The sequence below is a fragment of the Arthrobacter sp. R3-55 genome (assembly GCF_054161505.1).
Genome location: NZ_CP096423.1, coordinates 4,562,563 through 4,575,535, shown reverse-complemented (window position 1 = coordinate 4,575,535; position 12,973 = coordinate 4,562,563). Strand labels below are relative to the sequence as shown.

Annotated in this window: 9 protein-coding genes; 1 reads left to right on the top strand and 8 read right to left on the bottom strand. The window is 64.6% G+C overall.

Features of this window, described 5'->3' with window-relative positions:
• Positions 1 to 6: 6 nt before the first annotated feature.
• From disA to M1D51_RS20905, 6 genes are all read right to left on the bottom strand, one after another.
• Positions 7 to 1,083 carry a DNA integrity scanning diadenylate cyclase DisA gene (gene disA, locus M1D51_RS20930; RefSeq protein WP_172325921.1) on the bottom strand — a complete coding sequence of 359 codons (1,077 nt, stop codon included), beginning with the start codon at positions 1,081 to 1,083 and terminating at the stop codon, positions 7 to 9.
• Positions 1,084 to 1,317: 234 nt separating this feature from the next.
• Positions 1,318 to 3,210, bottom strand: a complete 1,893-nt coding sequence (gene atzF, locus M1D51_RS20925) for an allophanate hydrolase (RefSeq protein ID WP_458107897.1) — start codon at positions 3,208 to 3,210, stop codon at positions 1,318 to 1,320.
• Positions 3,207 to 6,860, bottom strand: a complete 3,654-nt coding sequence (gene uca / locus M1D51_RS20920; protein ID WP_458107896.1) for an urea carboxylase — start codon at positions 6,858 to 6,860, stop codon at positions 3,207 to 3,209. Before uca ends, atzF begins: the two co-directional genes overlap by 4 nt.
• Positions 6,857 to 7,510, bottom strand: coding sequence for an urea amidolyase associated protein UAAP2 (locus tag M1D51_RS20915; RefSeq protein WP_458107895.1), 654 nt, complete (start codon positions 7,508 to 7,510; stop codon positions 6,857 to 6,859). Before M1D51_RS20915 ends, uca begins: the two co-directional genes overlap by 4 nt.
• Positions 7,507 to 8,385, bottom strand: a complete 879-nt coding sequence (locus M1D51_RS20910) for an urea amidolyase associated protein UAAP1 (RefSeq protein ID WP_458107894.1) — start codon at positions 8,383 to 8,385, stop codon at positions 7,507 to 7,509. The genes M1D51_RS20915 and M1D51_RS20910 overlap by 4 nt, the downstream gene beginning before the upstream one ends.
• A gap of 44 nt (positions 8,386 to 8,429) precedes the next feature.
• Positions 8,430 to 9,971, bottom strand: a complete 1,542-nt coding sequence (locus M1D51_RS20905) for an amino acid permease (RefSeq protein ID WP_458107893.1) — start codon at positions 9,969 to 9,971, stop codon at positions 8,430 to 8,432.
• 228 nt (positions 9,972 to 10,199) lie between these two features.
• On the opposite strand from M1D51_RS20905, the gene M1D51_RS20900 reads away from it, so the two are divergent.
• Positions 10,200 to 10,922: a TetR/AcrR family transcriptional regulator gene (locus tag M1D51_RS20900; RefSeq protein WP_458107892.1), complete on the top strand. Its 723-nt coding sequence runs from the start codon at positions 10,200 to 10,202 to the stop codon at positions 10,920 to 10,922.
• On the opposite strand, the gene M1D51_RS20895 is transcribed toward M1D51_RS20900, so the two are convergent.
• Together M1D51_RS20895 and radA are read right to left on the bottom strand one after the other, a co-directional pair.
• Entirely contained in the window at positions 10,919 to 11,542 is a 624-nt protein-coding gene (locus M1D51_RS20895) for a Pr6Pr family membrane protein (RefSeq protein WP_458107891.1), read from the bottom strand. The two genes, M1D51_RS20900 and M1D51_RS20895, sit on opposite strands and share 4 nt — an antisense overlap.
• 54 nt (positions 11,543 to 11,596) lie before the next feature.
• Positions 11,597 to 12,970, bottom strand: coding sequence for a DNA repair protein RadA (radA, locus tag M1D51_RS20890; RefSeq protein WP_026541672.1), 1,374 nt, complete (start codon positions 12,968 to 12,970; stop codon positions 11,597 to 11,599).
• Between the last annotated feature and the right edge of the window lie 3 nt (positions 12,971 to 12,973).

Here is a 12,973-nt window from a genome sequence, read left to right as displayed (position 1 = left end):
GCCGGCTTAGAGGAAGCGGTCCAGCAAGCTGGCCTCGGCCATGCGGCTCAGGCCTTCGCGCACTGTACGAGCACGCTGGTCGCCAATGCCGTCCACTGTCATGAGGTCATCGATGGTGGCGGCCATCAGGTTCTGGAGCCCGCCGAAGTAGTCAACCAAGCGATCAGCCACAGCCTTGGGCACGGACTTCAAGCCCGAAAGCAGACGGTAACCGCGCGGCTGGACAACTGCGTCCAACTGCTCCACTCCGCCGGCGAAACCGATGATGTGGGCGATGCGGCTAAGGTCGATCAGTTCGGTGGGGCCCAGATTGAGGAGAGCCTGGACGGCTTCCTCAATTTCTTCGGGCGTGGCGTTGGGATCCGAATAATCCCGGATGATGACTTCGCTGCCCGGTCCGCGTCCCACCGTAAGTTCTTCAACCTGGAGTGAGAGCAGGCGGCCGTCCTCCCCGAGTTCCAGGACGTACTGTGCGATTTCCTCGGAGATGCGGCGGACCATTTCCTGCCGCTGCAAGGTGACGGCAACGTCCCTGACAGTGACCAGGGCCTCGATCTCCAGCGCCGAAAGGGAACTGGTGACCTGGTCCAGCCTGGCGCTGTACCGTTCCAGCGTTGCCAAGGCCTGGTTGGCGCGGGCCAGGACCTTCTCTGAGCCCTCCAGCACGTGGCGCAAGCCATTGACGTAGAGCGCGATGATCTGCATGGACTGGCTGACGGAGATTACGGGAACGCCGGTCTGGATGGCCACGCGTTCAGCCGTGCGGTGCCGGGTGCCTGATTCCTGGGTTTCGATGCTTGAATCCGGGACCAGTTGGACAGCAGCGCGGACAATGTTGCTGGCGTCCTTGTCACAGATGATGGCACCATCCATCTTGGCCAGCTCGCGCAGGCGGGTGGGGGAGAAATCGATGCCTATATCGAACCCGCCGGAACAGATGGAATCGATGGTGCGGTCATAGCCCAGGACGATCAGGGCACCGGTCCGTCCCCGGAGGATGCGTTCCAGGCCATCACGCAGCGGAGTTCCGGGTGCGACTCTGGCCAAGGTCGCCTTGAGCGACTCTTCCGGGCTCCGGGCCATAGGGTTTCCCTTCGAAGGTGCAAGCCTCGGCTCACAGACATGCTGAATCCGGCGTCAGCGGAGCTCGCAAAAAATGCCCGAATGACGACAAGCACAATGATAGGGCTTCCGCGGACCGTTAACCGCACCAGCAAGCCCCAAAGTGGGTCATTTCGTGATGTTCGGCGGTGCCCGGAAAACGGTGGGACGGCCAATTGGCGGATACCCTATTTCCGCCAATCGGCCGCCTGCCGTCTAATTCCGGCCGCGTCCGAGTCCAGTCAGAAGAGCCCCGCCGGCCTCGCGCCACAAGCCATGGCTTCCCGATCCGGCTGTGTTCTGTTCCAGATATTTAATCCAATCGCGGTACTCCGTAATATCCCGTCCTTCGGCCGCGGCCACGGCGTCACAGGCAAAACCCACGGCTTTGCTGCCATCATCCAGCGTGATGGATCCCAGCAGCATGGGTTCGGGCAGTTCAGCCAGGAAGGATCCCAGCGCTGCCTCGGAGAGCAGCCACCTCTCGGCCACGAGCCCGGCCCCGCGCACTGATCGCACCACCCCCGGCTTGGGTGGCGTTGTCTCCAAGGCCACCATCCGGTACTGGGCCGCGGTGGTCACATGCCCGTCCCAGAACGCTCCCCGGTCTTCGAGTTGGGACGCCAGTGGCTGCCCTTTGCGATGCGCCCCCACCACTACAAGAGGTACGACGGCGGCTCCCGCAGCAACCGGCCAGGGAACCTCGGGTGCTAGGGACTTAGCCGCCGCGGCTCCCGCGGCTCCCGCAGCTCCCGCGGCGAACAGCTCGGGCAGCTCCGAGGTGAGCTCGATCCGCCGGGCAATGTCCGCGGCCACGCCGTCCTCGAACGTCCGGGCAACCACGGTCAGGCCGAACTGCGACGTACTGCGTGTTTCAATGCCGCCTGCGTCAACGCCTCCGCTCTCGGTGACGGTGCCCGCCGGTACCGCAACAGCGCTGAGGTCGAAGAGGTTGCAGAAATTGGTATAGGTGCCCATCCGGGAGTTGACCCCCACAGGATCGGCCGCCACCTCAGCAAGCGTTGGGTGGAAAGGCGCTGTGGGAACAACCAAGGCGTCGAAGCCGTCCAGGCGCTCCATGGCCTGGTACTTGAGTTGCTCCAACGCCGCAGTGTCCGCAACGTATTGGTGCGCCGGTACCTTGCCCGCGGCGCTGATGATGCCGGCGACTGTGGGGTCCAGCGTCGCGGCGACCCCGCCCATCGTCACCGAGTCAATGAAGCTGCCGACGGCGGCATAGCGTTCGGCCACCAGTCCGCCGTCGTACAGCAGCCGGGCTGCCTGCAGGAAAACGTCCAGCTCGATTGCTTCGGCCACCACCCCTGTTGCACGGAGCCGCTCAATCTGCGCCTGGAACTCCGCCGCCCACGCTTCGGGGAGGGCCGGCAGCGCAGCGGGATACGCCACCCGCGGAGTGGAAGGCGCTGCGACCCTGACGTCCGTGGGCCAGGCACGGCCGTCCCCTGCCATGACGCCCATGGCCAGTTCGGCGGTGGCGAGGTCCCGGGCAAAGATCGTGGCGGTATCCCAGGAACGGCAGGCCGGGACCACGCCCTCGGTGGATACGACCCCCAGTGTCGGCTTGATCCCCACGATTCCCTGCAAAGCGGCTGGAACCCGGCCCGAACCAGCGGTGTCCGTGCCGATGGCAATGTCCACCAGGCCCAAGGCCACCGCCACCGCGGAGCCTGAACTTGAGCCCCCCGAAATCCGGTCGGGTCGCCGTGAATCGCGGACGGCTCCGTACGGGCTCCGGGTTCCCACGAGTCCCGTGGCGAACTGGTCCAGGTTGGTAGCACCAAGCACCAGCGCACCAGCTTGACGAAGCCTGGCCACCGGCACCGCATCCCGGGTTGCTGTCCCGCCAAAGCCGGGGCACGCCGCCGTCGTGGTCACCCCGGCAACATCCACGTTGTTCTTCACGGCAAGCAACAGGCCAGCCAACGGCAGGTCCTCCCCGGCGGCCGTCGCGGCATCCAGCCGTGATGCTTCAGCGAGCAGCTCATCCCGCCCGCGCAGGTGGATCCAGATTTCGGGGCGTTCGACGGCGTCAATCGCCTCGAGCGCGGCCAGGACGCGTTGCACTGTGCTTCCGTGACGCCCGGTCATGAGGAGCTCCCTTCAAGGACGAGGGCTGGTTCCCGGACCTCTGCAGGCTCCAAGACCACCAAGGCTTCGCCGGCCACTACCTGCGCGCCGGCCGAGGGCAGGACGCGATGCACGATGCCATCCACGGGAGCCTGGATGACCGTCTCCATCTTCATCGCCTCAAGGGAAACCAAGGGCTGGCCTGCAACCACCAGGTCGCCGGGTTCCACATCCACTTTCCACACGCTCGCGGCGAACGGAGACGTCACCAGGGTGCCGCCGTCGGGCACAACGACGTCGTCCGCCGGCGGAGCGAGGGAAACAGCCTGTTCGGCACGGTCAAACTCACCGGCTTCCTCCCACGCTTTGCGCTCCACAGCGAAAGCGGCCGACTGGGTCTCACGGAACTCCGCAATGGACACGCTGTTGCGGTCCAGGAATTCCTCATGCTCGGCAAGGGAGAAAGTGCCGTCCTCAATCTCCACGCCACGGCCCCGGCCAGCGGCCATGTCCGCCCGAAGGTCCAGCAGTTCCTCGGGGCTGACGGGGTACCAGGAAATGCGGTCGAAGAACCGGAGCAACCACGGGGAGCCCGGCTCAAACGGTGAGGCATCCGCGTAGCGGGACCAAACCTGCGTTGTCCGGCCCACAAACTGGTAGCCGCCGGGGCCTTCCATGCCGTAGATGCACATGTAGGCCCCGCCGATGCCCACGGCATTCTCAGGAGTCCAGGTGCGGGCGGGGTTGTACTTGGTAGTGACCAGCCTGTGCCGCGGATCCAGGGGTGTTGCCACCGGTGCTCCGAGATATACGTCGCCCAGTCCCAGCACGAGGTATTCGGCGTTGAAGACGGTATCGAAAACCTCGTTCACCGAGTCCAGGCCGTTGATCCTGCGGATGAACTCGATGTTCCATGGGCACCACGGGGCATCATCGCGGACACCGGCCATGTACCGCTCGATTGCTTCGCGGGTGGCGGGGTCATCCCATGACAAGGGGAGGCGGACGCTGCGGCTGGGCACCACCAGCTCCGAGCTTGCGGGGAGGGATGCGTCCACCTCACGGACCAGGCCCAGGAGTTTGGACGTGGGAAGGACGGACGGATCAGCCTTGATCTGCAGGGAACGGATGCCCGGGGTCAGATCCACAATGCCCGGCACGCGGAGGCGCTCGAGTTCCTGGTGCAACGCGTGGACGCGGGCACGCAGGCCAAGGTCCAGCACCATGTCGCCATACTCCACCAAAAGGTTGTCATCACCGGAGCGGCGATAGGTGACCGCAGGCCGGCCGTCGCCTTCGGGCACCCGGCCCAGCACGCCGTCGTCGCCGTCACCGCGAAGCAGCCCGGCGCTGCCTGGCAGAATCAGCTGCCTCGCAGCGCCCAGTTCCTTGACCGACGGCGCCTCCACCGAGCGGATGGGCACCAACCTGACCTTGTCCCCGGGACGCAGCTGCCCCAGCTTCCAGCGCTCGCCGGTCACAACGGTCACCGGGCAGACGAACCCGCCCAGGCTGGGGCCATCCGGTCCCAGCAGGATAGGGGTATCGCCGGTGAAGTCCAGGGCACCTACCGAATAGGCGGTGTCGTGGATGTTGGAGGGGTGCAGTCCGGCTTCGCCGCCATCGTTGCGGGCCCAGCGAGGTTTGGGTCCGATCAGGCGGACACCAGTGCGGGCGGAGTTGAAGTGGACCTCGTATTCGGCGGCATAGAGCTCTTCAATGTCTTCACGTTGGAAGAATTCAGGCGCACCGTGGGGACCTTCCACCACTTTCAGCAGCCATTCGGTGGTGAGCACGGGACGGCTTTCCGCGGGAACAGGACCGGGGACGGTCTCAGGCAGGTGTCCGGCCACTGTGCGGAGGACATCACTGGCGCGAAGCACCCTGCCGCCGTGGCCGCCAAACTGGCCCAGCGTGAAGGTCGATGCGCTGCCGAGGTACTGGGGAACGTCCAGCCCGCCTTCGAAGAGGATGTAACCCCTCAGTCCCGATCCATCAGCGGAGCCGACGTCCAGGAGGCCATTCTCCGGGACCGTGATGGGTTCCCAGGTGCTGGCCGGATTGCCGTTGACGGTCACGGCGACGTCCGCACCGGTGACGCACACCGTGGTGGCGTGCGTGAAGCGGAGCGCCGGACCCGCCATGGTGAATTCCAGGCCGGGGACACCCTCGGGATTGCCCAGCGCGGTGTTGCCCAAGCGGAACGACAAATCATCCATGGGTCCACTGGGCGGCACGCCGATCTGCCACAGCCCGGTCCTGCCGGGCCAGTCCTGCACGCTGGTCTGGAGCCCTGGCCGTTCAACAGTGATCCTCGGCTCGGGATCACCCACGGTGTTCAGGGTCCCGGTTGAATGCGTCGCGTCCCGGACCACGCCCATCCCGGCCACGGCCCGCAGCATGCCCAAGTTGGTTTCAATGCCATCAATACGTGTTCCTGCCAGCGCATCAGCCAGGGCGTCGAAGGCGGCGTCACGGGTTGCCCCGGAAGTAATGATCTTGCCCAGCAGGGGATCGTAACTGGTGGAGACTTCGCTGCCGGTCTCCACCCAGGCGTCAATGCGTACGACGTCGGAGGCCGGGTACTGCGCGTTGGTGACGGTCCCGGCGCTGGGCTGGAAATTCCGGGCCGGGTCTTCCGCATAGATACGGGCTTCCACAGCGTGTCCTGAAACGGGCACACTGTCCGGCACTCCCTGGATCACTGGCTTTTGCTGTGCGAGGTCCAGCATCCACTGCACCAGGTCCACACCCGTGATGGCTTCGGTGACCGGGTGCTCCACCTGCAAGCGTGCGTTGACTTCCAGGAAAGAGGCTTCCTGGCGGACGGGATCGTAAACAAACTCCACTGTGCCTGCAGAACGGTAGCCCACGGAGGCGCACAAGGCGCGGGAGCTTCGGTGCAGTTCCTCGCGCAGGGCTTCCGGCAAGTCTGGTGCGGGTGCTTCTTCGAGCACCTTCTGGTGGCGGCGCTGCAGTGAGCAATCACGGTCACCGAGGCTTACTACCCTGCCCTCGCCGTCGCCGAATACCTGGACTTCGACGTGTCGCGCGTGCTCGATGTAGCGTTCGGCAAAGACGCCTGCCGTTCCAAAGCTGGAGCTGGCCAGGCGGGCCACACGTGAGTAGTTGTCACGAAGTTCGGCGTCATCACGGCACACGGCCATGCCAATGCCGCCTCCGCCGCCCGTGGCCTTGAGCATGAGCGGGTAGCCGATGGTTTCCGCTGCTGCGACGGCTTCGTGCAGGTCTGCCAGCAGGCCGGACCCGGCGATCATGGGAACGCCGGCCCGTTGCGCAGCGTCGCGGGCGGTGTGCTTGGTCCCGAAGATCCGCAGTTGCTCGGGGGTGGGGCCCACAAAGACCAGCCCTGCCGCTTCCACGGCTTCCGCGAACGCAGCGTCTTCGGACAGGAATCCGTAGCCGGGATGGATGGCGCCTGCCCCGGTGGCTGCTGCGGCCTTGAGGATGGCGTCCACCTTGAGATACGAGTCCTTGGCCGGAGCTGGTCCCAGCAGGACTGCCTCGTCGGCGAGCTTCACATGCTTTGCGCCTCGGTCAGCTTCGGAGAAGACGGCCACAGTGCGCAGCCCCGCTTTCCGGGCGGACTCGATGATCCGGCAGGCGATCTCGCCACGGTTGGCAATAAGAAGGGTATCGAAACGGCTCATGCGCGGGCCTCCGGACGTGTGACGATCATGCGCACCGGCGTGGGGTTGAAGCCGTTGCAGGGGTTGTTGATTTGGGGGCAGTTGGACACCAGCACCAGCGTGTCCACCTCGGCGCGCAGGGCTACCCGCTTGCCTGGTGCGGACAGCCCGTCCACGATCCCCAAAGCACCGTCGGGATCCACCGGCACGTTCATGAACCAGTTGATGTTGGACACCAGGTCCTTCTTGCCGAGGTCCCACTTGGCGCCTTCAATGAGGAAGTTCTCAACGCAGGCGTGCTGTTCATGGGTGTGCTGGCCGTAGCGGAGGGTGTTGGATTCCTGCGAGCAGGCACCGCCGATGGTGTCGTGGATGCCGACTTCATCGGCCACCACCGTCATGAGTTCCTGGCCGCTGTCTGCACGGAGTACGGAGCCGGTGGTCAGGAAGATCGAGCCCTGGGTTGCGATGGTCACAGCAGCGGAGTACCGCGTGCTGGTGTCCTTGGCTGCGTAGAGGATGCAGTCCACGGCCTGGTTGCCGTCGAGGTCCACGATCGTGAGGACATCGCCGGCTGAGACTACCGCTGACCACGGGCCGCGGGCTTCCACCAGTTCGTCCAGAATTACTGTCCCAGGGATCAAAGCAGGGGCTGTTGCCACGGCGTTCATGCGGAAGTCCTCGCGTTGTAGTCGGATTCTGTGTTGTGGAGGGCAAGTCGCCCCTCCGGGCCAAGGTCGACCCCCAGGGTTCCGTCCCTGAGTGCCTCAAGGTCCTGTGGAGCCTGCCAGGCAACGATGTCCACGGCGCTGCCGGTGAACTTCGCACGCGGGTCCAGCGGGTGGGCGGTATTGGCCAGGACCAGCACCGCATCCATGTGGAGGAGAAGTTCTACGGCGGTACCGTCACCGGCGCTGCCAACGAACTGGATGCTGCCATCAGGGTCTACGGTGATGCCCTTGAAGAACGAGATCGACGGCGGCAGTTGCCTTTGGCTGACCCCGTGCTTCATACCGCCAAGGGTGAGGAGTTCGCGGCCTGCCGGTGATGCACTGTGCGCTGATCCGGCACCGTACTTGGCGGTGTTGCCCGTCAGGTGCGTGGTGCCGGTCAGGGCATCATGCTTGCCGGAAGAATCAGCCACCACGGTTGCCATCAGACGGCCGGCGTCGGAGAGGAGCGGGTGCCCTGCGGTGATGTAGGCCTGCCAGGGAACCTTGACGGTGTCCGCAACATTGATCCTCTCGTGCCGGGCTCCGCTGCGGATGATGACAGCGTGAACGCAAGCATCGCCGTCGAGGTCTGTGATCCTTATGCGGGTCCCGCGGGCCAGTTCCATATGGGTGTAGCGGCCGAAGGCCAGCGTTTCGGCCCAGGTCAACGCGCCCGCTGCCTTCAGGGGGAGGCCTTCTGTGAGACGCGCCGGTGCCGATGTGGGCGGGACGTGGATCATGGTCTCGGCCGTGCGCCCATGCTGGGCACGGGCGTGCAGCTTTGCCCCGGCTGTGGTGCCGGTGCCGGGAGTGCTTTCGAGAGTCTGTGTCATGGCAATCATTTCTGTACTTGAGCAGCGTGGTGTGGTGGTGCGGGTCAGGCGGCGTTGGTGGATTCCGCAGCCGTTGCGGCCTTGTTTTCGCGGATCCGGATATTCCGCCGCACCCAGATACCCAGGACCAGGACGGCGCCCACCATGATGGGAGCGGAGAAGAGCAGGATCCCGTTTTCGCCGGAGGGGTCGTACACCTCGGGGCGGGGCCAGGAAAGGTTGATGACCATCAGGGCGCCGTAGAGCACAGCCAGGATGTTGACTGGCAGTCCCCAACGGCCCAAGGAGAAGAGTCCTGCCGGCATGGTCTGGCCCACGCGGTCCCAGTCGCCCCGGAAACGGCTGAGCAGCTGCGGGACCGTGACCATCAGGTACGCCAGGTACACCATCACGATGCACACACTGCAGAGGGTGGTGAAGAGCGCGGAGTTGCCGATGTTGATGGCCAGGATTCCCACAGCCAAGGCTCCAATCGCGATGGAGGGCCACATGGGAGTTCCGCGCTTGGCGTGGACCTTTGCGAGGCTGGCCGAGGCCGGGAGTTTGCCGTCGCGGGCCATGGAGAACACCAGCCGTGAGCCTGCCGTCTGGATGGCCAGGGTGCAGACAAAGATGGCAATCGCAACGTCCACCAAGAGCACCTTGCCCCAGAACGTGCCCAACACAGCCGTCAGGACGTAGGGGAGTCCCTCGGTGGCGAGCCTGCCGTCGTCGAGACTTGGCGCTGCCATGAGTGCCGCGATAATCATGAGTCCGCCCCCAATGCCGGAGATGATGAGCGCGGAGAGGATGGTGCGCGGTGCGGTCTTGCGGGGGTTCTTGGTTTCCTCAGACAGTTCGCCGGCGGAGTTGAAGCCCACCATCACGTAGGCGGCCATCAAACCGGAGACGAGGAAGGCGCCCACGGCGCCGAGGTCCGAGGTAGTAACCACACTGACGTCCGCTACTACTTCCGGGCCGCGCTGCGCGGCTGAGAACAGGGCCAGGATCACCGCGGCGACGCCCACGATCTCGCAGGTGACGCCAATGGAGTTCACATGGGACATCAGCTTCACACCGAGGCAATTGATCACAGTGGTGAGTACCAGGAGGATGGCGCCGAGGATGACGGCGTTGGCTGCGCCCGTCGGGGACGTCAACGCGGGGTCACCGCCCACCAGTTGGAAGCCGTCCCACAACTGGGGGAGGACAACCTGGAGGGCGATTGCCGCCGCCGCGGCTGTAATGACCTGGGCGATCGACATGAACCAGCCGGCAAACCAGCCCACCACCTCACCGCCCATGCGGCGCGACCACTGGTAGACGGCGCCGGACAGCGGGTAACGGGCGGCGAGTTCGGCGAAGTTCAGGGCCACCAGAAGCTGGCCGACCAGCACAACCGGCCAGGTCCAGAAGAAGGCCGGTCCGGCGAAGGAATAGCCGAAGGCGAAGAGCTGGAAGATGGTTGTGAGGATGGAGACGAACGAAAAACCTGCGGCAAACGATGCGTAACGGCCCAGCTTGCGGTGCAACGTGGGCTGGTAGCCAAGGGCTGTCAGGTCTGCGTCGTCGGTGCGGTTGGCCGTCGTCGAAAGGGTGGAAGTCATCGGGTTTCTCCGTGTCTGGAACGGGATGTGGGACCAGCCCGGAGAAGGTTTGACTGCCCTTCCGGAATATCGGTCACTTGATAGTTTTCCAGCGCGGTGTCCCCACGGCGTTTCGGCAATGTAAAGCCTTGGTTACCGCTCGTTTCGGGAATGTAAAGGAATTCTCACCGTCTCTGCGAGGCTCCCGGAACGGCCTTTTTGAGGATGCTGCGATGCAAGAATGAAAGCGTGACTACAACCGGACCGGGACGCCCCCGCAAACAGCAAGCGATACGCCCGGGCGCCACTGCCCGCGACGAAATCCTGGACGCGGCGGCGGAGCTCTTCACAAGTCAGGGGTTCGCCAATACGTCCACCCGGGCTATTGCTGACGCGGTGGGAATCCGGCAGTCATCCCTCTATCACCACTTCTCCACCAAGGACGAGATCCTCGGGGAGCTACTCGGCGGGACGGTATCCACCAGCTTGGCTTTCGCCCGCGCCATGCGGGATCATTCCGACGACGCCGGCCCGGATGCTTCTGCGGCACAGTTGCACGCAGTGGTCCTCTTCGACGGTTCGCAGCTCTGCACTTCCCGCTGGAACCTCGGGGTCCTCTACCACCTGCCGGAGGCCAGGGCGGAAATCTTCCAGCCCTTCATGGCAGCACGGACGGAACTCCGGACCATCTACGGGGAGTTGGGGCGGGAATTGGCGGCCGTTTCCCAAGCGGACGCCGGCCTCGGTGATACCGCGTTCAGGCTGGTGGAGTCGCTGATCAACCTCCGCGCGGACGGGCTGATCTCCAAGGACTCGGCGTCCACTACGGCCGACACAGTGATGATCCTTGCCGGCCTGAGGGAGAAACTCCCGGCGGTGAGGGCTGCCAGCGACGAACTCATCAGCCGGTATGGAGAGGTCAATAGTCGTGGACAAGCCTCTGATCCGGCCCTTGCAGCGAAGAGCGCCTAGTAATCCACCTGCCGCTTGAGTTTGTTCCCGAGCCACAGCATGGCCAGGCTTACCACCAGGAAGCCAACGGAGATAGCGAGGGCAAACACCACCACGCCACCCCAACCGCCTGCACGGGCCGGGTCAATGAACCAGTACGGGTACCAGTTAACGAAGGCGCCGCGGACCAGGCTGTAGACCAGGTAGCCGATGGGGTAGAGCAGCCAATACCAAACGTGCTTGAGCTGCAGGGTTGCCCGCGGCGGTTGGAAGAGCCAGTCAGCCACCATCACCACGGGGATCAGGTAGTGGACCACAAAGTTGACCCAGGGGAGCAGGGAACCGAGGTCCTCACCGGCGAGCAAAGCGCCGAACACCAGACCAACCACGGCCATGGCGATGGTGGCGGTTCCCCGAGTGACGTCATCAATTTCGCTGGGCCTCTTCCGGATCAGCACCCGGTAGCCACTGATGAGGAGCACCAACGCTGCGAAGATATTGGACAGGTTGGTGAAGTAGCTGAAGAAGTTCCAGAGGTCATAGCCCATGCCCACGTGAACTGTCAGCTGCGTTCCCACCGCCACCAAGGTCAGAAGGCCAAAGAAAAACCGTCCCCCGATAAGCACATTCCGTTTGGTCATGCGTCCCATCCTTGCCGACCCCGGGCCCCGTACAGTCCCGACACCCCGAGACAGCTACGTGATCAGCAATTCGAGGGCCTCGGCAAGATGTCCGACCTCCCGAACGGAGAAGCCGTCCGGGATAACGCCCGCACCTGCAGGGCTGGCCGGAACTATGGCGTGGGTGAAGCCGAGCCGGTGTGCTTCCTGAATTCGCTGGTTGATCCCGGGAACAGGACGGACCTCACCGGCCAGGCCCACCTCGCCGAAGGCAATCAAACGCTGAGGGAGAGCCTTCCGGGACTTGGCCGAAGCAACGGCCAAGGCAACGGCCAGGTCTGTTGCCGGTTCGGTCAGCTTCACGCCGCCCACCGTTGCCACATAGGAATCGTCCTTGTGCAGCATGCAGCCGGCACGCTGCTGGAGGACTGCCAGCAGCATGGCCACCCTGGAGCTTTCCAACCCGCTAGTGGCACGGCGGGGTTGCGAATTGGCGCTCTCGGCAAGAAGGGACTGAACCTCTGCCAGCAAGGGCCTGCGGCCTTCCATGGTCACCGTGATGCAAGTACCCGAAACGGGCTCCCGGGTCCGTGAAACGAACAACCCACTGGGATCAGCCAACCCCTCAATGCCGGTCTCGTTCAAGTCAAAGCATCCGACGTCGTCCGTGGCACCATAACGGTTCTTCACGGCCCGGAGCAGCCGCAGGCGCGAGTGGCGTTCGCCTTCGAACTGGCACACCACGTCCACAAGGTGCTCCAGCAAACGGGGTCCGGCGATGGTGCCTTCCTTGGTCACATGGCCCACCAGCAGCGTGGTCATGTTGCGCCGCTTGGCAGCGGAGATGATGGACGCTGCAACCTCGCGCACCTGCGACACGCCACCGGCGCTGCCCTCCACGTCCGCGCTGCTCAGGGTCTGCACCGAGTCCACAATCAGCAGCTTCGGCTCAAGCTTCTCCACTTGGCCCAACGCCTGGCCGAGGTCGGTTTCAGCGGACAGGTAAAGAGTATGGGCGACGGCGTCGATCCGCTCCGCACGGAGCTTCACCTGGGCCGCTGATTCCTCGCCCGTGATGTACAGGACGTCCTGGCCGGTGCGCGCGAACTTTGCCGCTACGTCCAACAGCAGCGTGGATTTTCCGACGCCGGGCTCCCCGGCAAGCAGGATGACGGCACCTGGAACGAGCCCTCCTCCGAGGACACGGTCCAGCTCGTCCACGCCAGTGGGCAGAAAGGCGGCAGTGGTCCCATCCACCTCAGCGATGCGGCGGGCCGGCTCCAAGACTGTAGCGGCCGCCGTCGTGCGCGCTACCGTGGCGCCGTACTCCTCAACGGTTCCCCACGCCTGGCATTCGCCGCAGCGGCCCACCCATTTAATGGCTGTCCAGCCACATTCGGCACACTTGTAAGCGGGTGTTTTGGATGCGCGGGACGTCTTGGAAGCCATGGG